At 71.5% G+C, this 20765-nt stretch carries 22 protein-coding genes; 15 read left to right on the forward strand and 7 right to left on the reverse strand.

Translation table 11 applies throughout. The features are described from left to right. Positions 1–19 precede the first annotated feature (19 nt). The gene (locus tag ABD999_RS39985; RefSeq protein WP_148032499.1) at positions 20–520 is read left to right on the forward strand and encodes an NUDIX domain-containing protein; all 501 of its coding nucleotides are present in this window, start codon (positions 20–22) and stop codon (positions 518–520) included. Here the strand turns inward: ABD999_RS39985 and ABD999_RS39990 are convergent. Together ABD999_RS39990 and ABD999_RS39995 are read right to left on the reverse strand one after the other, a co-directional pair. Further along, a complete protein-coding gene (locus tag ABD999_RS39990) occupies positions 483–1106 on the reverse strand; it encodes a globin family protein (RefSeq protein WP_148034703.1) in 624 nt (207 codons plus the stop codon). The genes ABD999_RS39985 and ABD999_RS39990 overlap by 38 nt on opposite strands. 26 nt (positions 1107–1132) lie before the next feature. Next, positions 1133–1888 (reverse strand): HAD-IIA family hydrolase, encoded by a 756-nt coding sequence (locus ABD999_RS39995; RefSeq protein ID WP_219544626.1) that lies wholly within the window; start codon positions 1886–1888, stop codon positions 1133–1135. A 100-nt stretch (positions 1889–1988) separates the two neighbouring features. Between ABD999_RS39995 and ABD999_RS40000 the strand changes: the two genes are divergently transcribed. From ABD999_RS40000 to ABD999_RS40035, 8 genes are all read left to right on the forward strand, one after another. Continuing rightward, entirely contained in the window at positions 1989–3200 is a 1212-nt protein-coding gene (locus tag ABD999_RS40000) for a M20 metallopeptidase family protein (RefSeq protein ID WP_271276480.1), read from the forward strand. Between the two features lie 34 nt (positions 3201–3234). Continuing rightward, the gene (locus ABD999_RS40005) at positions 3235–4158 is read left to right on the forward strand and encodes a zinc-dependent alcohol dehydrogenase family protein (protein WP_378583837.1); all 924 of its coding nucleotides are present in this window, start codon (positions 3235–3237) and stop codon (positions 4156–4158) included. Between the two features lie 163 nt (positions 4159–4321). Next, positions 4322–6145 carry an ABC transporter substrate-binding protein gene (locus ABD999_RS40010; RefSeq protein WP_271276482.1) on the forward strand — a complete coding sequence of 608 codons (1824 nt, stop codon included), beginning with the start codon at positions 4322–4324 and terminating at the stop codon, positions 6143–6145. 2 nt (positions 6146–6147) lie between these two features. Further along, complete coding sequence (locus ABD999_RS40015) at positions 6148–7158, forward strand: ABC transporter permease (RefSeq protein ID WP_148032504.1); 1011 nt, start codon at positions 6148–6150, stop codon at positions 7156–7158. After that, entirely contained in the window at positions 7155–8057 is a 903-nt protein-coding gene (locus tag ABD999_RS40020; RefSeq protein WP_261808644.1) for an ABC transporter permease, read from the forward strand. Before ABD999_RS40015 ends, ABD999_RS40020 begins: the two co-directional genes overlap by 4 nt. A gap of 2 nt (positions 8058–8059) precedes the next feature. Then, a complete protein-coding gene (locus tag ABD999_RS40025) occupies positions 8060–9046 on the forward strand; it encodes an ABC transporter ATP-binding protein (RefSeq protein ID WP_261808645.1) in 987 nt (328 codons plus the stop codon). Further along, positions 9043–10053: an ABC transporter ATP-binding protein gene (locus tag ABD999_RS40030; protein WP_219544506.1), complete on the forward strand. Its 1011-nt coding sequence runs from the start codon at positions 9043–9045 to the stop codon at positions 10051–10053. Before ABD999_RS40025 ends, ABD999_RS40030 begins: the two co-directional genes overlap by 4 nt. Before the next feature lies 1 nt (position 10054). Then, on the forward strand, positions 10055–10966 hold the full coding sequence (locus ABD999_RS40035) for a GNAT family N-acetyltransferase (protein WP_271276483.1): 912 nt from the start codon (positions 10055–10057) through the stop codon (positions 10964–10966). A 2-nt stretch (positions 10967–10968) separates the two neighbouring features. Here ABD999_RS40035 and ABD999_RS40040 read toward each other — a convergent pair whose 3' ends face one another. Further along, complete coding sequence (locus ABD999_RS40040) at positions 10969–12081, reverse strand: exo-beta-N-acetylmuramidase NamZ family protein (protein WP_271276484.1); 1113 nt, start codon at positions 12079–12081, stop codon at positions 10969–10971. Between the two features lie 57 nt (positions 12082–12138). Between ABD999_RS40040 and murQ the strand changes: the two genes are divergently transcribed. Together murQ and ABD999_RS40050 are read left to right on the forward strand one after the other, a co-directional pair. Beyond that, entirely contained in the window at positions 12139–13038 is a 900-nt protein-coding gene (gene murQ / locus ABD999_RS40045) for an N-acetylmuramic acid 6-phosphate etherase (RefSeq protein ID WP_219544504.1), read from the forward strand. A 62-nt stretch (positions 13039–13100) separates the two neighbouring features. Then, positions 13101–14249: a serine hydrolase domain-containing protein gene (locus ABD999_RS40050; protein WP_271276485.1), complete on the forward strand. Its 1149-nt coding sequence runs from the start codon at positions 13101–13103 to the stop codon at positions 14247–14249. 98 nt (positions 14250–14347) lie between these two features. Here ABD999_RS40050 and ABD999_RS40055 read toward each other — a convergent pair whose 3' ends face one another. Together ABD999_RS40055 and ABD999_RS40060 are read right to left on the reverse strand one after the other, a co-directional pair. After that, positions 14348–14752: a type II toxin-antitoxin system PemK/MazF family toxin gene (locus ABD999_RS40055; protein WP_271276486.1), complete on the reverse strand. Its 405-nt coding sequence runs from the start codon at positions 14750–14752 to the stop codon at positions 14348–14350. Between the two features lie 308 nt (positions 14753–15060). Next, positions 15061–15954, reverse strand: coding sequence for a TIGR03619 family F420-dependent LLM class oxidoreductase (locus tag ABD999_RS40060; protein WP_271276487.1), 894 nt, complete (start codon positions 15952–15954; stop codon positions 15061–15063). Between the two features lie 17 nt (positions 15955–15971). On the opposite strand from ABD999_RS40060, the gene ABD999_RS40065 reads away from it, so the two are divergent. Together ABD999_RS40065 and ABD999_RS40070 are read left to right on the forward strand one after the other, a co-directional pair. Then, positions 15972–16823: a phosphotransferase family protein gene (locus tag ABD999_RS40065; protein WP_271276488.1), complete on the forward strand. Its 852-nt coding sequence runs from the start codon at positions 15972–15974 to the stop codon at positions 16821–16823. 56 nt (positions 16824–16879) lie between these two features. Next, positions 16880–17143, forward strand: coding sequence for a TFIIB-type zinc ribbon-containing protein (locus tag ABD999_RS40070; RefSeq protein WP_148032515.1), 264 nt, complete (start codon positions 16880–16882; stop codon positions 17141–17143). Between the two features lie 45 nt (positions 17144–17188). Here the strand turns inward: ABD999_RS40070 and ABD999_RS40075 are convergent, their stop codons facing one another. Together ABD999_RS40075 and ABD999_RS40080 are read right to left on the reverse strand one after the other, a co-directional pair. Continuing rightward, the gene (locus tag ABD999_RS40075) at positions 17189–18166 is read right to left on the reverse strand and encodes a hypothetical protein (RefSeq protein ID WP_148032516.1); all 978 of its coding nucleotides are present in this window, start codon (positions 18164–18166) and stop codon (positions 17189–17191) included. Between the two features lie 38 nt (positions 18167–18204). Continuing rightward, the gene (locus tag ABD999_RS40080; protein WP_148032517.1) at positions 18205–18735 is read right to left on the reverse strand and encodes a CGNR zinc finger domain-containing protein; all 531 of its coding nucleotides are present in this window, start codon (positions 18733–18735) and stop codon (positions 18205–18207) included. A gap of 25 nt (positions 18736–18760) precedes the next feature. Here ABD999_RS40080 and ABD999_RS40085 point away from each other — a divergent pair, with 25 nt between their 5' ends. Continuing rightward, a complete protein-coding gene (locus tag ABD999_RS40085; RefSeq protein ID WP_148032518.1) occupies positions 18761–18949 on the forward strand; it encodes a hypothetical protein in 189 nt (62 codons plus the stop codon). Positions 18950–18982: 33 nt separating this feature from the next. After that, positions 18983–20755: an AMP-dependent synthetase/ligase gene (locus ABD999_RS40090; protein WP_148032519.1), complete on the forward strand. Its 1773-nt coding sequence runs from the start codon at positions 18983–18985 to the stop codon at positions 20753–20755. The last annotated feature ends 10 nt before the right edge of the window (positions 20756–20765 follow it).

Below are 20765 nucleotides of genomic sequence, written 5' to 3' on the forward strand. Positions count from 1 at the left end.
GGTGAAATATGGTGTCCTCATGCGACCCAGCGTCCGGGGCCTGCTCCTCGACGACGACGAGCACCTGGTGATCTTCCGCCGCACGGTGCCGGGCCGCGCCGTCTACTGGTCGGTGCCCGGCGGTCACGTCGAGCCCGGCGACGCCACGCTCGAACACACCCTCCGCCGCGAGCTGCTGGAGGAGCTGGGCGCGACGGTCTCGGCCGTGACGCCGCTGACCACGGTCAGCTATCCGTGGGAGGGCGGGGTGAAGACCCAGCACGTGTACGGGTGCCGCCTGGTGGCGATGGACCCCGCGCTGCGCCACGGGCCCGAGCTCGACGACCCGGGCCGGGGCGTCTACGAGGTGGAGCGGCTGCCGCTGGAGCGCGAGGAGATCACCTCCCGCCACGTGGTCCCCGAGGCGGTGGCCGCCTATCTGTCCGGCCACATCGAGGCGCTGCCCCGGCTCATCGAGGATCGTCCCCCCGCCGGCGCGGCCGTCAGCGACGGTCCTCGATCTCCCACAGATGGTCGATGACGTGCCAGGCGAGGCGGCGCCGGGCGTAGGCGGGCGGCCAGGCGGTCTCCACCGGCGGCCGCCACGGGCGCGAGAGCACCTCGGCCAGCTCGGCGCGGAGCGCGTCCACGTCGGCGCGTGACCGGTAGGGCTTGTGGCGCACCCCGACCTGCCGGGCGTAGGCGCGCTCGGAGTCCTGCAGGTGGTTCACCATCTTGGTCAGGTCGCGCCCGCCGCCGCGCGGCCCCTTGCGCAGCTCTTCCGGCGACTCCCCCGCGACCTCGTCGAAGAGCTCCCAGGCGGCCCGCAGCAGCGCCACCTCGCGCCGGGCGGTCTCCTCGCCGACCGGTTCCAGGTCCTGCTCCGGGACGGTCTCGGGAGCGCCGAAGTCGGTCGTCGTGCCGCCGCGCACGCGGGCGACGACCTCGGGCTCGCCGGGGTCGAAGGCCAGGCCGGCCCGCTCGGCGATCACGCGGTAGCGCGGGGCGTACTCCATCAGCCGGTCGATCGCGGCCTCCCCGCCCTTGGCCACACGGCACCAGCCGGGCCAGGCGAACGAGCAGGCGAAGACCTTCTTCGGCCCTTCTTCCAGGTAGATCCGGGTCATGGCGGCAAGCCTGCCACCCATACCTGTCAGTCTCCGGCAGGTTCCACCAGATCGACGAGGTCGGCGACCGAGTCGACGATGAGCGACGGACGGAAGGGGAAGCGGTCGACCTCGTGACGCTGGGTGACGCCGGTCAGCACGAGGATGGTGAACAGCCCGGCCTCCATGCCGCACACGATGTCGGTGTCCATCCGGTCGCCGATCATCGCGGTGGTCTCGCTGTGGCCGCCGATCTCGTTGAGCGCGCTGCGCATCATCCGCGGGTTGGGCTTGCCGACGAAGTACGGCTGCACCCCGGTGGCGCGAGTGATCATGGCCGCGACGGCGCCGCAGGCGGGCAGCGACCCCTCGGTGGACGGGCCGATCGGGTCCGGGTTGGTGGCGATGAACCGGGCGCCGCCCTCGATGAGCCTGATCGCGCGGGTGATCTGGGTGAAGCTGTAGGTGCGGGTCTCGCCCAGCACGACGTAGTCGGGGTCGAGGTCGGTGAGCACGTAACCGGCTCCGTGCAGGGCGGTGGTCAGCCCGGCCTCGCCGATGACGTAGGCGGAGCCGCCGGGCCGCTGGTCGTCCAGGAACTGGGCGGTGGCCAGCGCGGAGGTGTAGATGGACTCGGCGGGCACGTCGAGCCCGGCCGCGGCCAGCCGCACCGACAGGTCGCGCCGGGTGTAGATGGAGTTGTTGGTCAGCACCCGGAACCGCTTGGAGGAGTCGCTGAGCCGCTTGATGAAGGTGTCGGCGCCGGGCACCGGCCGCCCTTCGTGCACCAGGACCCCGTCCATGTCGGACAGCCAGAAGTCGATCCGCTTACGCTCGGTCACCGGATCATCCTAGCGAGTGCGGCATATCGACTTCTCCACCGGTGCATGAAGAATGTGACTCATGTCGTTCACCGAAGCCGCACAGGACATGCGGGACGAGCTCGTCCGGCTGCGCCACTCGCTGCACACCACGCCGGAGATCGGCCTGACGCTGCCCCGTACCCAGGAGAAAGTGCTGGCGGCCCTCGACGGACTGCCCCTGGAGATCACCCTGGGCAAGGCGCTCAGCTCGGTGACCGCCGTCCTGCGGGGCGGCCGGCCGGGACCGGCCGTGCTGCTGCGCGGCGACATGGACGCGCTGCCCGTCGCCGAGCGCAACGACCTGCCGTACATCTCCCAGGTCGAGGGACGGATGCACGCGTGCGGGCACGACCTGCACACGACCATGCTGGCGGGCGCGGCGCACCTGCTGAGCGCGCGCCGCGAGGAGCTGGCCGGAGATGTGATCTTCATGTTCCAGCCGGGCGAGGAGGGGCAGCACGGCGCCAGGCACATGATCGAGGAGGGGGTGCTGGACGCCGCCGGCGACCGGCCGGTGGCCGCGTACGGGATGCATGTCGTCTCCTCGATCCTGCCGGCGGGCGTGTTCGCCTCGCGGCCGGGGCCGATCATGTCGGCGGCCGACGTGTTCGAGGCCACGGTGAAGGGGCGCGGCGGGCACGGTTCCACCCCGCACCTGGCGCGTGACCCGATCCAGGCCGGGTGCGAGATGGTGACGGCGATGCAGACCATGGTCACCCGGACGTTCGACGCGTTCGACCCGGTGGTGGTGACCGTCGGCAGCTTCCACGGCGGGTCGGCCGACAACGTCATCCCGGACGAGGCAAGATTCGAGGCGACGGTCCGGACGTTCAGCGCGGGCAACCGGGCCCTGGCCAAGCGGCGCCTGGTCGAGGTGGTGGAGTCCATCGCGGCGGCGCACGACCTGAAGGTGGAGGCGTCGATCCGCATGGGCTATCCGGTGACGGTCAACGACGCCGCCGAGGCGGCGTTCGCGGGCGCCGCGGTGGACGAGCTGTTCGGTCCCGGCCGCTACGTCGTCGCGCCGAATCCGGCCATGGGGTCGGAGGACTTCTCGTACGTGCTGCAGGAGGTGCCGGGGACGTTCGTGTTCCTGGGCGCCTGCCCGCCCGGCCGCGACCCGGCGACCGCGCCCTACAACCACTCCCCCAAGGCGCTGTTCGACGACTCCGTGCTGCCCGACGGGGCGGCCCTGTACGCCTCGCTGGCCCACAGGCGCCTGGCGGCGGCCGATGCGGGCCTGGGCGGTTGACCGGCCGGGGCCGATCGCGTCCCGGCCGCTGGTCATGGTGGAGCGCCCGATGCCCGAGCCGGGCCCGGGCGAGGTGCTGGTGCGGGTGGAGGTGTGCGGCGCCTGCCGCACCGACCTCCACCTGGCCGAGGGCGACCTGCCGCCCCACCGGCCGCTGACCACGCCCGGCCACCAGGTGGTCGGGCGGGTGGTGCGGCCCGACGGGAGCGACGGGGAGCGGGTCGGGGTGGCCTGGCTGCGCTCGACCTGCGGGAGGTGCCGCTACTGCCGGCGCGGCGTGGAGAACCTGTGCCCGGAGTCCACGTACACGGGCTGGGACGCCGACGGCGGCTTCGCCGACTACCTGACGGCGCCGCGCGACTACGTCTACCCGCTGCCTGACGACGTGCCGGCCGAGCGGCTGGCGCCGCTGCTGTGCGCGGGCATCATCGGCTACCGCGCACTGCTCCGCAGCGACCTGCCCGAGGGCGGGCGGCTGGGCATCTACGGGTTCGGCGCGTCGGCCCATCTGACCGCGCAGGCGGCCATCGCCATGGGCGCGGTCGTGCACGTGGTCACCCGCGCCGCCCGTCACCGGGAGCTGGCGCTCGAACTGGGCGCGGCCTCGGCCGGGGACCGGCCGCCCGAGCCGCTCGACTCGGCCATCCTGTTCGCGCCGGTCGGCGACCTGGTGCCGCCCGCGATGGAGGCGCTGGACCGGGGCGGCACGCTCGCCGTCGCCGGGATCCACCTGAGCGACATCCCGCCGCTTGACTACGACCGCCATCTCTTCCGGGAGCGGACGCTGCGCAGCGTCACGGCCAACACCCGGGCGGACGGGCGCGCGTACCTGGAGCTCGTGCGCGAGCACCCGCCGCAGGTCAGTAGCGTGGCATACACGTTCGAAGAGGCCGGCAGGGCGCTCTCGGACATCGCGCGCGACCGGGTCAAGGGCGCCGCCGTCATTCTCGTGGGCTGACGAGCCCGAGGCCTGTGGAGACAAACGCCGTCACGAGCACCCATGAAGGAAAGTTACATTAGCCTCACAACCACTGGAGATTATTGACGCACTCACCGCCTGACCGTAGGGTCCGGTCAATCCCACAGATCCTCATCAGGTCCGAACTTCCCCGGAGCGGTACATGAAGCGACTAGCAGCTGTAGTGGCGTTGCTGGGCCTTACCGCCGTCACAGCAGCGTGCAGTGGCAGCGGCACCCCCACCAATCAGTCCTCTTCGGGCGGCGGTGGCGGCGGGCTCTTCACCACGATCGACGTGAACAGGCCGGGCATCGACGCGAGCGGCCCCGCGAACCCGTACAACCCGAAGGGCAACTCCTTCCTCGGGTACAACGCGATGAAGCTCGCATGGGTCAAGAACCACCTGACCGACCCGAACCAGTTCTACCCGGGCATCGCCGAGAGCTGGGAGATCGCCCCGGACAACTCCGCGATCACCATCAAGCTGCAGCCGAACAACAAGTGGTCCGACGGCAAGCCGGTGACCGCCGAGGACGTCAGGCTGTCCATCGGCATCGCCTACACGCAGGGCAGCACCGCCTTCGCGATCACCCCCGGCGCGGCGGGCGCGGCGGCCGACGTCGAGGTCGTCGACGACAAGACGGTCAAGGTCACGCAGGACATGACCAACCCCAGCAGCAAGTTCGCCCGCGGCGTGCTCGACACCTTCGTGGCCCCCGCGCACATCTGGGGCAGCGTGCTGCCGGCCGACTTCTGGGACAAGCTCAAGGCCTCGCGCGGTGAGGGCGCGGACGCCGAGAAGGCCCGCGAGGAGATCACCGCCCTGGGCGAGAAGATCATCACCTTCGCCCCCGAGAAGGACGTCTCCGCCGGCCCCTTCATCCTGGAGCGGGTCAACCCCGGCGAGGCGCTGCTGGTGAAGAACAAGGAGTTCTACAACGCCGCCAACGTCGCCCCGGACCAGGTGAAGTTCCTCAACTACACCGGTAACGAGCAGATCTGGAACTACCTGATCTCCGGCAAGCTGGACCACGCGGGCTTCACCGCCGCCCCGGCCGACGTGATGAACCGGATCAAGCAGGCGCCCGGCACCAACATCATCAAGGGCTTCTCGCCGGTGGCCGTCGGCATGGCGTTCAACCAGACCAAGAAGCCGTACGACAACGTGCACGTGCGCCGCGGCCTGGCCTACCTGATCGACCGCGCCGAGGTCACCAAGGTCGCCTCGCCCGAGGGCGGCAACGCCGCGGTGACCACCTCCGGCATCCACCAGAAGCCGGCCCAGGAGTGGCTGGGCGCCGAGCTGAACAGCCTGGAGCCGTACAACGTCGACCCGGCCAAGGCCGAGGAGGAGTTCAAGGCCGCCGGGCTGCAGAAGAAGGACGGCAAGTGGGCGCTGGCCGACGGCAGCCCCTGGAAGGTCACCATGACCGCCCCGTCCGGCTTCTCCGACTGGATCTCCGCGCAGGAGAACATCAAGGGCCAGCTCGTCGAGGCGGGCGTGGACGCCGAGGTCGTCACCGTCGCCGACTACCCGCTGTACCTGGAGGAGATCGCGGCCGGCAAGTACGACGTCGGCTTCTGGCTGATCGCGCTCGGCCCCGCGCCGTACGACATCTACCAGCGTCTCTACGGCGCCTCCAACGGCTGGACCAACGTGGCCGGCAAGATCAAGCACGCCGAGCCGGGCAAGAGCGGCAACTGGATGGGCGGCGCGGAGAAGGTCGAGGTCGACGGCACCGAGATCAACCCGGGTGAGCTCACCGGCAAGCTGAACTCGGTCAGCGCCGAGGAGGCCAAGCCGATCATGCTCCAGCTGGCCAAGGCCGCCAACCAGGACCTGCCGGTCATCCAGCTGTGGGACTACGTGAACACCCAGTTCACCAACACGAGCCGGTTCACCGGCTTCCCCGAGCAGGAGAGCGACCTGCTCCGCCTGCCCGCCGGAGTCTGGATCCAGCTCGGCATGGTCAAGAAGACTCAGTAGGCATGACGGTCATCGCACGACGTCTCGCGGGCCACCTGGCCCGCGGGATCGTCATGATTCTCGTCGTCGCCACGATCAGCTTCTTCATCGTCCGCAACATCCCCGGCGACCCGGTTGCGGCGCGCTACCAGAAGCTGCTGGAGCAGGGCATGTCGCCGGAGGCGGCCGAGCGCGCCACGGCCGTGATGTACGGGTTCCTGCCCGAGGGCACGCTGTGGCAGCAGTACACGGACTACATGGCGGGCCTGTTCAGGTTCGACCTCGGCGTGTCCGTCACCCACCCCGGCTCTCCCGTGACCTCGGTGCTCGGCGAGGCCGCCAAGTGGACCGTTCTACCGGTGCTGGCCGGCACGCTGCTGAGCTTCCTGGTGGGCGTGATCATGGGCGTGTACGCGGCCATCAAGCGCTCCGGCAAGCTCGGCGACTTCCTGGCCATCTCCGGCTCGCTGCTGCACGGTGTGCCGCAGTACGTGCTGGCGCTGCTGATGGGCGCCATCTTCACGACGCTGATCCCGATCCTGCCGCAGGGCGGCACCGCCGACATCCTGTTCGAGCCCGGGTTCAACGCCGGCTACATCGGCTCGCTGATCGAGCACGCCACGCTGCCTGTCGTGACGTACGCGCTGGCCAGCTACGGAGGCTGGATCCTGGCCATGAAGTCGAGCGTGGTCACCGTGCTGGGCGACGACTTCATCCTGGCGGCCGAGCTGCGCGGGATGCGGCGGTCGATCATCTTCAGGTACGTGGCGCGCAACGCGATCCTGCCGCTGTTCACGATCCTGGCGCTCTCACTCGGCCTGCTGTTCGGTGGCGCGATCTTCATCGAGAAGATCTTCAACTACCCGGGGCTCGGGTTCCTGCTCATCGACAGCGTCGTCAACCGCGACTACGCACTGATGGGCGGCGCGTTCCTGCTGATCACGGCGGCGATCATCGTGGCCAACATCCTGGCCGACCTGTTCTACACGGTCATCGACCCGCGGGTCCGCTCCGGTGAGGAGGCGTCGGCGTGAGCAGCGCGATCCTGGAGACCACCAGCACGGCGGCGACCATGCGCCGCAACTTCTGGCGCGGCGTCTGGCGGGTGATGAAGCGCAAGCCCAGCCGCCTGGTCGGCGCCGTCATCGTGCTCGGCTTCACGTTCATGGGCGTGTTCGGGCCGATGTTCTACCCCGAGGTGCTGCCGCGCGACACGAGCCAGCTGTACGCGCCGATGAGCGCCGAGCACTGGTTCGGCACCGACGGGCAGGGCCGCGACGTGCTCGCCCAGGTCATCACCGGCTCCCGGTACGTGCTGCTGAGCGCGCTGGTCACCGCGGTGATCACGGTCGTGCTCGGCACCGCGATCGGGCTGTTCTCCGGCTTCAAGCGGGGCCGCTGGGACACCGTGCTCATGCGGCTGACCGACATGAAGCTGACCATCCCCGGGCTGCCGCTGCTGCTCGTGCTCTCCACCGTGTGGTCGTTCGGCAGCGCGCTGGAGATGGGGCTGCTGCTGGGGCTGCTCGGCTGGGGCGGCGTGGCGCGGGCGGTGCGCTCGCAGACGCTGTCGCTGCGCGAGCGCGGCTTCATCGAGGCGGCACGCGGGCTCGGCCTGTCCACCACCCACATCGTGGGCAAGGAGCTGCTGCCGAGCATGGCCCCGTACATCGCGATGAACATGCTCATCGCGGTCACCGGCGCCGTGTACGCGCAGGTGGGCCTGTTCTTCCTGGGCGTGCTCCCGTACGAGGCGGACAACTGGGGCGTCATGCTCAACCTGTCCGTGTTCGGCGGCGGGGCGCTGACCACGACCGCCGCGCTGCCGTACATGCTGGCGCCGCTGCTGGCGATCCTGCTGCTCACGCTCGGCATCGTGCTCGTGGTCGACGCCATGGACGAGATCTTCAACCCCCGGCTGCGTGAGGAGTAGGAGTGCCAGGACAAGCGCCGGGAGTGCGCATCGACGGCCTGACGGTCGTCTACAAGACACCCGCGGGCGAGCTGCCCGCCGTACGGGACGTGGCGCTGACGCTGGAGCCCGGTACGATCACCGGCATCGTCGGGGAGTCCGGCTCGGGCAAGTCGACGCTGGCGCTGTCGCTGCTGAACGCGGTGCAGCCGCCCGGCCGCATCGCGGCGGGCAGCGTGGACATCGACGGGCTCGGCGACGTGGTCGGGCTGCGCGGCGAGGAGCTGCGCAAGGCGCGCGGCAAGCACGTCGGGTACGTCTTCCAGGCCGCCCAGAACTCCCTCAACCCGCTCAAGACGGTCGGCAAGCAGGTGCTCGACCTGGGCCGCTCGCACGGCGTGGAGGACCTGCGCGGCCTGGTCCGCGACGCCAGGGAGCTGCTCGGCCGGATGGGCCTGGACGGGGCGCGGGTGCTCGACTCGCACCAGCACGAGCTGTCGGGCGGCATGCGCCAGCGGGTCGGCATCATGCTGGCGCTGGTGCTCAACGCCCACCTGGTGGTGCTGGACGAGCCGACCACCGCGCTCGACATGATCACTCAGGCGAACATCCTGAAGATCGTCCGCGAGGTGCACGCCGAGCGCGGCCTCACCACGCTGGTGATCACCCACGACATCGGGGTGGTGGCCGAGGTCGCCGACCGGCTCGCGGTCATGTACGGCGGCAGGCTGGTCGAGCAGGGGCCGACCAGGCAGGTGCTCGGCGACCCCCGCCACCCCTACACCAAGGGCCTGATCAGGGCCATCCCCAGGCTGACCGGCGACATCGCCGAGGCGCGGGCGCTGCCCGGCCGGCCGCCGACGCTGACGACCGTGCCCGAGCGGGGCTGCGTGTTCAGGGACCGGTGCGAGCTGCGGATGGACGTCTGCGACACCGACGACCCCGCGGCCGTCGCGCACGGGGACCGGATCGTGGCCTGCCACGCGGTGAAGGTGAGGGAGCACGCGTGATCACCGGAGAAGGCATCGTCAAGACCTTCAAGCAGCGCGGCAACGTGCTCGGCGCACGCGAGGTGCGGGCGCTGCGCGGGGTGGACTTCGCCATCCCCAAGGGCGGCGCGGCCTCGTTCATCGGCGAGTCCGGGTGCGGCAAGACGACGCTGGGCCGGATCATCGCCGGCCTGGAGACCTACGACGAGGGCGAGCTGACGCTCGACGGCGTGCCCATGTCGTCGCTGAAGCCCAAGCAGCGCCAGCCGCACTTCCGCAAGATCCAGCTGATCCACCAGGACCCGTACTCGGCGCTGAACCCGACCCGCACCATCCACCAGACGCTGAACGCCCCGCTGACCCTGCGCGCCAAGCAGACCGGGCGGTCCAAGGCGTGGATCGAGGAGCGGGCCGCCGAGGTGCTGTCGATGGTCGGGCTCGACCCGGGCAGCGTGCTGGCCCGCTACCCGCACCAGCTCTCGGGCGGCATGCGGCAGCGCGTGGTCATCGCGCGGGCGCTGACCGTGGACCCGGAGATGCTGGTCGCCGACGAGGCCGTGTCGATGATCGACGTCTCGCTCCGGCTGGGCATCCTGGCGCTGCTGAAGGACCTGCGCGAGCGGCTCGGGGTGGCGGTGCTGTTCATCACCCACGACGTGGCCACCTCGCGCTACATCGGCGACGACGGCGAGCTGTACGTGATCTACCGGGGTCAGGTCGTGGAGCGGGGGCCGGTGGACACGGTGATCGCCGACCCGGTGCATCCGTACACGCAGTCGCTGCTGTCGGCAATCCCGGTGCTGCACGGCCTGGAGCGGCCCGGCGAGCAGCCGGTGACGCCGGTGGAGTCGATGGAGGCCGGGCAGGACGAGTCGGGCTGCCTGTTCGCGCCGCGCTGCCCGTTCCGCGGCGAGCGCTGCGCGGACGAGCGCCCCCTGCTGCAGGTGACGGAGGGCATCCCGCAGGAGCACGCCTGCTTCTACCCGGAGCGGCGCAGTGTCGTGGCCCGCCCGATGAGCGAGGTGTGAGGTGACCTCCCACCCCACCGTCCCCACGCCCCCGCCCGGAGAGACGGGGGAGGTCCGGGTGCTGCGCAAGCTGCGCGGCGCCGATCTGGCGCGGGCCGCCGAGGTGGCGCGGGCGGCGCTCGTCCATGACGCGGAAGAGGCCGGGGCGCTGGTGGAGAGGCTGGCCGCGCCGCCGGCCAACCGCCGCTGGGCCGCGCTGGTGACCGGCGGCGGGCTCGCCATGGCGTCGATGTCCACCGCGGATCCGGCCGTCGGCCACGTCGACCTCCTCGCCGTACACCCCGATCACCAGGGCCTGGGCGGCGGCCGGGCGCTGCTGCGCGCGGCCGAGGAGTGGCTGCGCGGCCAGGGCGCCCGCCGGGTCCGCCTGGCCGGGAACCCGCCCTGCTACGCCTGGCCCGGCATCGACGTGCGCTACACGCCCGCCGCCTGCCTGGCCGAGAGCCTCGGCTACGAGCTCGACCGCACGGCCTGGAACATGACCGCGGACCTGGACACAAACCTGGACGTGCGGGCCGACGTGGAGCGCCTGGCCAAGATCGGCATCGAGGTCCGCGCGGCCGGCGGCGACCGGGAGCGGGTGGCGGAGTTCGCCCGTGAGCACTGGAACGACGCCTGGGCCTGGGAGGCCGTCAACGCCTCCGGCCTGCACTACGCCGAGCGCGACGGCCGCGTGCTGGCCTTCGCCGCCTGGGGCACCCGCCCGTCCTGGTTCGGGCCGATGGGCACCGCGCCCGAGGCCCGCGGCACCGGCCTGGGCCGGGTGCTGCTCCGGCTCTGCCTGGCCGACATGCGCGCGGCCGGGCAGCGGACCGCCCAGATCGGCTGGGTCGGCCCGCTGCGGTTCTACGCGCGCGGCGTCGGCGCCCGCGCCGAGCGCGTCTTCTGGCTGTACGGGCGCGAACTGGCGTGAAGTCAGCCGTAGAGGAGAGGTCCGTCAGGGGGAGCGGGCTCGGCGCACAGGCCGCGCGGATCCTCCCCGGCGTCCAGGCACCTGGTCAGGCTGCCGGACCCCCACAGGTGGTCCATGAACTGCTCCGGCCCCCGCCACTCCAGGTGCCCCGGGTAGAGCGTGCGCGCCACGTGCAGCATGCTCACCCCGGTCAGCACCGGCCGGAACGCCTCCGGGTCGTGCACGTGCAGCTGAACTCCCCGTACCGGGAGGCCGGCGTGCTTGTGGAAGGTGGGCGTGAACCACGTCTCCCTGAACCGTACGCCGGGCAGGCCGAGCGCGGCCAGCGCGGGGGCGAACCGCTCGTCGGCGAAGGGGGCGCCGACGAGCTCGAAGGGCCGGGTGGTGCCGCGGCCCTCGGAGAAGTTCGTGCCCTCGAACAGCCCGGTCCCCGGGTAGACGAGCGCGGTGTCGGGGGTGGGCATGTTGACCGACGGCATCACCCAGGGCAGGCCGGTGGCCGCGAACGTCATGTCGCGCCGCCAGCCCTCCATGGTCACCACGCGCAGGTCGGCGTCGAAGCCGAACAGCGTGGCCAGTTCCCCCGCGGTCCTGCCGTGGCGCAGCGGCAGCGGGAAGCGGCCCACGAAGCTGGCGAACGCCGGGTCGAGCGGCGGGCCCTCGGTGACGGTCCCGCCGAGCGGGTTCGGCCGGTCCAGCACGACGAACCGCAGGCCCAGCCGGGCGGCCGAGGCGAGCAGGTCGTACATCGTCCAGACGTAGGTGTAGAAGCGGGCGCCCACGTCCGCGATGTCGAACACCAGCGTGTCCACGCCGGAGCGCTCCACCAGCTCGTCCAGCGCCTCGCCCTCGGTCTTGTGCGTGTCGTGGACCGGCAGCCCGGTCCTGGCGTCCACCGCGTCGCCCTCGCTGAAGCCGGCCTGCGCGGTGCCGCGGACGCCGTGCTCGGGGCCGAACAGCGCCGTCAGCGGCACTCCGGCCGCCAGCAGCGCGTCAGCGGTGGGGGTCAGATCGGGCAGGACCCCGGTGGGGTTGGTGATGAGGCCGAGGCGCGTCCCGCCGGCCAGCGACGGATCCGCGGCCAGCCGTTCGGCTCCGGTGCGTACGTATGACATGAACCCATTGTCTGAAAGATATTTACAAGAGAGAAGTAGAGGGTGGAAATTAGCGTCATGATTGATCCGCTACCAGAGCCGTCCACCGAGCAGAGCGATCCCCGTTACAGCCAGATCGACCGGCTGCCGACGCTGCAGATCGCCCGACTGATGAACGAGGCCGACGCCGCGGTGCCGGCGGCCGTGGCCCTCGCCATCCCGGCCATCTCCGACGCGATCGACGCGATCGCCGAGCGGATGGGCAAGGGCGGCAGGCTGCTGTACGTCGGCGCGGGCACGTCGGGCCGGCTGGCCGTGCTGGACGCGTCCGAGTGCCCGCCGACCTTCGGCACCGACCCGGAGCTGGTCCAGGGCGTCATCGCGGGCGGTCATGAAGCGCTCACCCGCTCGGTCGAGGGCGCCGAGGACGACGCGGACGCGGGCGCCGCCGCCCTGGCGGAGCTGGAAGTGGGCCCCCTCGACTCGGTGGTGGGCGTCTCGGCCAGCGGGCGCGCCCCTTTCGTGCTGGGGGCGCTGGCGGAGGCGGGCCGCCGGGAGGCGCTCACCGTCAGCCTGTCGTGCAACGAGGGCGCGCCGCTGTCGGCCGCCGCCGAGCACCCGATCGAGGTCGTGGTGGGCCCCGAGGTGGTGACGGGCTCCACCCGGCTCAAGGCGGGGACGGCCCAGAAGCTGGTGCTCAACATGATCTCGACGATCTCGATGGTCCGGCTCGGCCGCACGTACGGCAACCAGATGATCGAGATGTCGGCGATGAACAGCAAGCTGGCCTCGCGCGCGGTGCGCATGGTCAGCGACATCACCGGGGCGGGCCACGAGGCGGCCGGCCGGGCGCTGGCCGAGGCGGGCGGGCAGGCCAAGGTGGCGGTGCTGATGATCAGGCACAAGCTGGACGCGGAGGGCGCCCGCGCGCTGCTGCGTTCCCACGGGGAGCGGCTCAGCGACGCGCTGAGCGGCTGACGGGGATCTGTCGACTCGGGGGTCCTGGGTTTGGGTTCATTCGACGTACGGGGGGCTAGAGGATGTCCGATCGGCTGGACGCGATCTTGGCGGAGGCCGTGCCGGGGGTGTGCCCGGCGGCTGTCGCGCTGATCGCCGTGGACGGCGCGGTCGTGGCGGCCTCGGCCGCCGGCGAGCTGGTGCGCTACCGGGACGCCGCGTTCACGCTCGCCGAGTACAGGCCGCCCGCGAGCCGCGAGGCCGTCTTCGACCTGGCCTCGATCAGCAAGCTGTTCACCACGGCCGCCGTCCTGTCGCTGGCCGAAGAGGGCGTGCTGGGCCTGGACGAGCCGGTGGCGGCCTGGCTGCCGGGCCGCGACCCGCGGATCACCCTGCGCCGCCTGCTGACGCACACGGCGGGGTTCCAGCCCACCCGCCGCATCGACCTGGAGCTCCCGGACGCCTCTCCGGCCGCGCGCATGGCGGCCATGGTCTCGACGCCGGTGACCTCTCCGGTGGGCGGGCCGTACCTGTACTCGGACGTGGGCCTGGTGATGGCGGGCCGGGTGGCGGAACTGGCCTCCGGCTTCCCCCTCGACCAGCTGGTCCGCGCCCGCGTGACCGGCCCCCTGAACCTGACGGCCACGGGTTACCGCCCGGTCTCCAGCCCTCCCACCCAGCCCACGACCGACAGCGGGCCCCCGTACGAGATCGGCTCCCCCACCCCGCCTGCGCCCACCGGCGGGCTGTCCCAGGGGGTCGCTGACCTTTCACGGGTCGCCGCCACCGAGTGGAAGCCCGAGCGACCGGGGCCGGGCTGCGTGCGGGGTGAGGTGCACGACGAGACCGCGTACGCGCTCGGCGGGGTGGCGGGACACGCCGGCGTCTTCGGCACCGCGGACGACGTGCTGGCGCTCGGCGAGGCGCTCAGGCTGGGCGGCGGGGCGGCGCTGCGCCCGGACACCGTGGCCGAGATGCTGCGCGACCAGGGCGTGACGGGCGCGCCGTTCCGGCACGGGCTCGGCGTCCGCATCGGCGACCCGGGCATCGTCGGCCCGCTGGACGACGCGTTCGGCCACTCCGGCTTCACCGGCACCTCCCTGATCGTCTCCCCCTCCCGCCGTCTGACGGCCGTCCTCCTGACGAACGCCGTACACCCGCTACGCGGCCGCCCAGGCGTCCGCGACCTACGCACCGCGATCGCAACCGAAGCCCTGCGCCTGTCCTCCTAGTGCTCCAGCCGTAGATCGTGATCTTGTCGCTGGAGTGCGGTGAAGAGGGGGCAGCGGTCAGTCGTCGGCGAGATCGAGCTGGGCAGCACAGGCGTCCGCTACTCGAGTCCTTCGAGACGGCGGGCATCTTTGATCTCGCTGATCCTGGCAGCCGTCATCGGGGTCCACTCCCTCCTCTGTCCAGCGGCGCGGAGGGCTTCTCCAACCTCGCTGAGCTTCACGGAGGACAACAAGCCCGCCCGCTCGATCAGGTCGTCCCGGGCCACGGTGGTCAGCCATGTGCACGGAGTGAAGCCCGGACGCGGGAACGCGAACCGCAGCACGCCTTCGAAGGGCAGTCCTTCCGGGGCTCCTACGGCCACTTCAACGCCCAGGCCGCTCATGTCGACGCCCGCTGGCGCAACGACCTGCATCGCCTGAAAGGCGGATGACTCCTCGTCCGAGAGCAGCACGACCGGGCGTCGCTCATCGAAGTCGACCCACCAGACTTCACCGCGTTGCATGTGTCCTCCTGGCACGAGACGGCGGGCGAACACTGCGTGCCCCGTGCGGGACACGGAAGGGATGCGGCCCCGTCTTCGCACGTCGTGACCGGGGGCGGTGAAGACGGGCGCAGCCATCTTTGATCATCGGTGTGTGAAGACTGGAGATCATGCGGTGCCCGCGAGTCACAGCGTAGACCCTGCCCGCTGGCAGGAGGCGTTCGAGGTCCTGATGTGCGGTACTGGACACCGCCCGCAAACCCCACACGCTGAACGTCCCAGGAAGCGCGGACGGACCGGTCCGCGCTCCCGGGCATGTTCCGGAACGGCTAGGCGGACGGGGCGAGGGCCTCCAGGAGGGCCTCGGCGTGGCGGAGTGCTTCGTCAGGGTCGGCGGTGACGACGTGCGGGTCGAAGTTGAGGTCGTGGAAGAGGTCGGTCACGCCCTGCTCCGCCAGCCAGGCGACATCGCCCCTGATCTCCTCCACGGTGCCCGTCAGCCGCCGCCGCTCCCCCGGCTCGGGCCGCACCCGGGTGACGCCCCGGCAGACGAACCGCAGCGACCCGGCGTCCCGCCCCGCCTCCGAGGCCGCCGCCTTCACCAGGGCGATGCGGCCGGCGATGCCCGACAGGTCCTCGCGGCTGGAGCTCACCCACCCGTCGGCCAGCCGCCCCGCCCTGCGCAGCGCCACCTCGGCCGTGCCGCCCAGCAGGATCGGCGGCGCCGGGGACGGCTTCGGGTCGGCGTACGACGGCGAGATCCGGTAGAACTCGCCCCGGTGCTCCACCACCTCGTCGCCCCACATCTTGCGCAGCACCTCGACGAACTCCTCGCCCCTGCGCCCGCGCCGCGCGAAGTCGACCCCCGCCGCCTCGAACTCCTCCTCCACCCACCCGAGCCCCAGCCCGGCCGTCAGCCTGCCGCCCGAGAGGGTCTGCAGGGTGGCGAGCTGCTTGGCCAGCGGCACCGGCTGCACGAACGCGTTCACCACCGCCACCCCGAGCCGGATCCGCTCGGTGACGCCGGCCAGGTAGGACAGCGTGATCAGCGGGTCGTGCACGCTGCGATAGGTGGGCCCCATCTCGTGCCCCACCGGGTAGAGCATCCGCTGGAAGGTCCACAGCTCGTGGTATCCGAGCCGCTCCGCCCGGGTGGCGATCGTGCGCATGGCCTGCGGCGCGGCCCACGCCCCTGACTGGGGCACGGCGAATCCGATTCTCATGCCCCTAGTCTGTACGAGTGGGTCTTGAGGGGGAGCTGGCCGGGGTCGCCGGCACGTACGGGGGCAGCGGCGATCCGGTGCGTCACCAGACGCGCTCGGACTCGGTGGTGGTGCGGCGCGGCGAGGTGGTGGTGAAGGCGCACGCCGTCCGGGAGGACGTGCCCGGCCTGCGCGCGCGATTACGCGCCTGCGCGTCCGCCGCGCTGGCCGGGGTGATGCTGGCGCCGCTGGTGCCCGACGTGCTCACGGTGTCGGGGCGGGCCGTGACGGTGTGGCCGGCGGGCCGCCCGATCAGGCGGGAGGAGGCGGATGACGCTCCCTGGGAGGAGGGCGCCAGGCTGCTGGCCCGGCTGCACGCGGTGCCTCTCACGCTGCTGCCGCGGCTGCCCGCGGCCGGCGGCCCTGGCAGGGCGGCCAGGGCGGTGCGGCGGATGGAGGGCGACGGTCCGGTGGAGCGGCTGATCCGGCGCGCGTTCGCGGAGCTGCCCGAGCCTGAGCCGGGGCCGGGGTTGCTCGCGCACGGCGACTGGCATCTGGGCCAGCTCGTGTTCCGCGACCGGTGGCTGCTGATCGACGCCGACGACCTCGGGGTGGGCGACCCTGCGTGGGACCTGGCCAGGCCGGCCGCGTGGTACGCGGCGGGCCTGCTGGAGCCGGAGGTCTGGGACCGTTTCCTGGGCGCCTACCTGGCGGCGGGCGGCCCGGCGCTGGGCGGCGACGACCCGTGGCGCCGCCTCGACCTGCCCGCCAGGCAGGTGACGGCGCAACTCGCGGCCGTGGCCGTCTGCCATGCCCACCGGGAAGGCAGGGAACTGGACGAGGTCGAGCATTCGTTGGTCGAATCGTGCAGCAGAATCGTCAGGGCGTGACGGCGACGCGCGCGATAGGTTTCACCCAGGACATCGAGGCCAAGGAGTGCGTGTAGATGCAGTGCCCGAAGTGCCGCGGCAACATGCGGACGTATGAGCGCAACGGTATCCACATCGAGCAGTGCGACAACTGCCGTGGGATCTTCCTGGACTACGGCGAGCTCGAGACGCTGACGCAGATGGAGGCGGCCTACCACGCCGCTCCTCCGCCGCCCGCGCCGGGCGGCCCGGCCTGGGGCGCGCCCCGGCCCGGCGGCCACTACGGCCACAGCAAGCATCACCGCCAGCGCAGCTGGGTGGGCATGCTCTTCTCCAGCTGATCCGTCAGAACGGGGCCGCGCGACCGCGAGGCCCCGTTCGTGCGATCAGGCCGGGAAGTCGTCCGGGTCGACCTTCGCGGTGCGGGCGTTGCCGCCGGAGATCGCGTGCAGCGTGATCCGCCAGTCGTGCCAGCGGATCTGCGTGGCGGTGTAGGTGGTCTTGAACCGCACCGACTTCTGGAAGCGCTCGAAGCTGCACTCCCGGGTGAACGAACGGCTCTTGCCGTCCCAGTCGACGCCGTGGGTGAAGTAGATGCGGTAGTTGCCGTCACCCACGTTGTTGATCTTGAACTTGGCCTTCTTGCGCACGTACACGCTGTAGACCTTGGACTTCCCCCGCACCAGGCTGATCACCGCGTCGCGGGTGCCGCCGTTGTGGATCTGCAGTGAGCTGCGGCCGCCGGAGCCGCCCTTGCGCAGGAAGTGGCCGTTGCCGAGCCGCCTGTTCTTCTTGCCCGCGGCCTTCACCGACACGATGTCGGCCTCGTAGTCGCCGGCGTCCTCCAGCGCCTTGCCGGCCCGGCCGAGCGCGGTCAGCGGGTCGTCCAGGTCGGTGAAGACGGCGGACGGGGTGCACAGGTCCCTGCTGCCCACCTTGGTCGCCGACGTGCCGAGCTGGAGCGCGACCTCGCGCAGGCTCTCGACGTACGCCGTGTGCTGGGCCTGGACCTCGGGCGGCGGGCTGAGCCGGGCCAGTTCGTCGGCGGCGCTCTGGAGGGTCTCCTGGGCCTTGACGACGCGCTGGTCGAGCGACTTCAGCGAGCGGGCGCCGGCCAGGGACTTGATGGCCTTGCTCATGTCGTCGCGCCGGCCGTCGAGCTCGCCTTTGTAGGCGTCGGCGGTCAGCGCGGTGGGCACGGGGGCGGACGAGGTCGACGGGTCTCCCGCGACCGCCGCGCCGTCGCCGCCCGCCACGCCGCTCGCGCTGGTCTCACCACCGGTGACGGTGGGCGCGGCGCTGCACGCTCCGATTGTGAGAGCCGCCAGGGCGAGCGTGCAGGTGAAGATCCGAGGGGCAGTCACCTGCCACACTATCGCCCGCTTCATCCCCCGACGTCAATTCACGTTCCCGTGAGTCCCTTCTGCCGGGTACGGTGCGCCGCCACGTTGACCCGGTTGGCGCAGGCGAGCGAGCAGAAGCGCCTGCGCCCGTTGCGCGAGGTGTCCACGTACACGGTGCGGCACCCCTCACGGTCGCAGCGGCCGAGCCTGCGCCCGTCGGAGAAGCAGATGGCCATCGCCAGGCCGCCGGCGGTGGTGTCCTTGGCCCTGGCCACGATGTCGCCTTCGGTCGAGGAGAAGTGCAGGTGGGGCGTCAGTCCGTCGTGGGTGCTCACGAACGGCCTGGCCGCGGTGATCTCCAGCAGGTCGTTGACCAGGGTGATCTGCTTGGCGACCTCGGGCTCGCCGAAGACCGGGTCGAGGCGGAGAGCCCAGGCCTCCATCTCCCCCGCCTGGGCGGGCGTCATCGCGGTGCGCAGCATCTCGTGCTCGGTCAGCAGCCCGGCGAGCGGCTCCGGCCGGAAATCGGTGGCGTTGACCAGGGCCGCCGAGAGCGCGGCCCCGTTGCCGCCGTAAGTGTTGAAATGCACAAGACCATTACATCACCTTGGGGGCATGGACTCCAGACACCTCCATGACCCGCTCGCCCTGACCCTCGTCTCCACCCACGCCACCTCCGACGGCGTGGTGTCGTATCTGCGGTGCGCCTGCGGCGCCTGGGAGGTACGCACGTCGTGCCTCGTGGGGAGGACCTCGGGGGGCCGGGGGCGCAGCCCGTCGACTGGAGGCGCGCACTCGTCCTAGAGTCTGCTGCAACACCCCCACAGGAGGTCAGGCATGTCCAGCATCCCCTCTCTTCTCCGCGACCGGATCGCGGCCACCCCCGAAGCCGAGGCGTACCGGACGCCGTCAGGCGACGGATGGACGTCGCTGTCCTGGCGCGCCACCGGGGAGCGGGTCCGGGAGCTGGCGCTCGGCCTGGCCGCCCTCGGCGCGGGCCCCGACCGCCGGGTCTCCATCCTGTGCTCCACCCGCCTGGAGTGGATCCTGTGCGACCTGGCGGTGCTGTCGACCGGCGCGGCGACGACCACGATCTACCCGTCCAACACCGCGGCCGAGTGCGCCTTCGTCGTCAACGACTCCGGCACCTCGATCGTCATCGCGGAGAACGACGACCAGGTGGCCAAGCTGCGCTCGGTGCAGAAGGAGCTGCCGGACGTCACGCAGGTGATCGTGATCGACGGCACCGCGAGCGACGACGGCTGGGTGATCAAGCTCGACGACGTGCCGGGCAAGGCCGCGGCCGAGGCCGACTACGACGCCATGGTCGACGCCATCGGCGAGGCCGACCTGGCCACGCTCATCTACACCTCCGGCACCACGGGCCGCCCCAAGGGCGTGGAGCTCACCCACGACAACTGGCTGTACGCCGCGAGCGCGGTCCGCGAGCTCAACCTGATCACCTCCGACGACCTCCACTTCCTGTGGCTGCCGCTGTCCCACTCGTTCGGCAAGCTGCTGGAGGTCGTGATGATCGACATCGGCACGCCGACCGCGATCGACGGGCGGCTCGACCGCATCGCCGACAACCTGGGCGCGCTGCAGCCGTCGTTCATGGCCGCCGCCCCCCGCATCTTCGAGAAGATCCACAACACCGTGGCGGCCACCCAGCAGCGCGAGGGCGGCGCCAAGCTGAAGATCTTCAACTGGGCGCGCAAGACCGGCGTCCGGGTGGTCCGGGCCCGCCAGCACGGCGCCCCGATCCCGCTGACGACCAAGATCGAGTACGCGATCGCCGACCGGCTGGTGTTCAGCAAGCTGCGCGCCCGCTTCGGCGGCCGGATCCGCTACTTCATCTCCGGGGCGGCGCCGCTCTCGCAGGACATCGCCGAGTTCTTCGACGCGGCCGGGCTGACGATCCTCGAAGGCTACGGGCTGACCGAGTCCTCGGCGGGCAGCTTCCTCAACCGCCCGGCGAACGTGAAGTTCGGCTCGGTGGGCCAGCCCCTGCCCGGCACGGAGGTGCGCATCGCCGACGACGGGGAGATCCTCATCGGCGGTCGCGGCATCATGCGCGGCTACCACGGCCTGCCGGAGGAGACCGCCGAGGCGCTCGAGGACGGCTGGCTCCACACCGGCGACATCGGCGAGCTCGACGACCAGGGCCGGCTGACCATCACCGACCGCAAGAAGGAGCTGATCAAGACCTCCGGCGGCAAGTACGTCGCGCCGACCCACCTGGAAGGCCGCATCAAGGCCGCGTGCCCGTACCTTTCGCACGTGTTCGTGCACGGCGACCGCCGCAACTTCTGCACCGCGCTGATGACCCTCGACATGGACGTGACCAGGCCGTGGGCCGAGGCCCAGGGCCTGCCGACCGACCCGGAGGAGCTGCGCGCGCACCCCCGGATGCGCGAGGAGGTCCAGAAGGCGGTCGACCAGGTGAACGCCGACCAGGCCAGCTACGCGACGATCAAGAAGTTCTCGATCCTCTCGCAGGACTTCGCGGTCGAGACCGGCGAGCTGACGCCCAGCCTGAAGGTCAAGCGCAAGGCGGTCGAGGAGCGCTACGGCGAGACCCTCGACTCCTTCTACGACGGCCAGGCGTAGGCGGCGGTCC

This window comes from Nonomuraea ferruginea (assembly GCF_039540635.1).
GTDB classification, from domain to species: Bacteria; Actinomycetota; Actinomycetes; order Streptosporangiales; family Streptosporangiaceae; genus Nonomuraea; species Nonomuraea ferruginea.

Bases quoted from the DNA above. Each gene is read 5' to 3' on its own strand.
- ABD999_RS39985 (WP_148032499.1), top strand. From the start codon at position 20: ATGCGACCCAGCGTCCGGGGCCTGCTCCTCGACGACGACGAGCACCTG.
- ABD999_RS39990 (WP_148034703.1), bottom strand. From the start codon at position 1,106: ATGACCCGGATCTACCTGGAAGAAGGGCCGAAGAAGGTCTTCGCCTGC.
- ABD999_RS39995 (WP_219544626.1), bottom strand. From the start codon at position 1,888: ATGGACGGGGTCCTGGTGCACGAAGGGCGGCCGGTGCCCGGCGCCGAC.
- ABD999_RS40000 (WP_271276480.1), top strand. From the start codon at position 1,989: ATGTCGTTCACCGAAGCCGCACAGGACATGCGGGACGAGCTCGTCCGG.
- ABD999_RS40005 (WP_378583837.1), top strand. From the start codon at position 3,235: ATGGTGGAGCGCCCGATGCCCGAGCCGGGCCCGGGCGAGGTGCTGGTG.
- ABD999_RS40010 (WP_271276482.1), top strand. From the start codon at position 4,322: ATGAAGCGACTAGCAGCTGTAGTGGCGTTGCTGGGCCTTACCGCCGTC.
- ABD999_RS40015 (WP_148032504.1), top strand. From the start codon at position 6,148: ATGACGGTCATCGCACGACGTCTCGCGGGCCACCTGGCCCGCGGGATC.
- ABD999_RS40040 (WP_271276484.1), bottom strand. From the start codon at position 12,081: ATGTCATACGTACGCACCGGAGCCGAACGGCTGGCCGCGGATCCGTCG.
- murQ (WP_219544504.1), top strand. From the start codon at position 12,139: ATGATTGATCCGCTACCAGAGCCGTCCACCGAGCAGAGCGATCCCCGT.
- ABD999_RS40050 (WP_271276485.1), top strand. From the start codon at position 13,101: ATGTCCGATCGGCTGGACGCGATCTTGGCGGAGGCCGTGCCGGGGGTG.
- ABD999_RS40055 (WP_271276486.1), bottom strand. From the start codon at position 14,752: ATGCAACGCGGTGAAGTCTGGTGGGTCGACTTCGATGAGCGACGCCCG.
- ABD999_RS40060 (WP_271276487.1), bottom strand. From the start codon at position 15,954: ATGAGAATCGGATTCGCCGTGCCCCAGTCAGGGGCGTGGGCCGCGCCG.
- ABD999_RS40070 (WP_148032515.1), top strand. From the start codon at position 16,880: ATGCAGTGCCCGAAGTGCCGCGGCAACATGCGGACGTATGAGCGCAAC.
- ABD999_RS40085 (WP_148032518.1), top strand. From the start codon at position 18,761: ATGGACTCCAGACACCTCCATGACCCGCTCGCCCTGACCCTCGTCTCC.
- ABD999_RS40090 (WP_148032519.1), top strand. From the start codon at position 18,983: ATGTCCAGCATCCCCTCTCTTCTCCGCGACCGGATCGCGGCCACCCCC.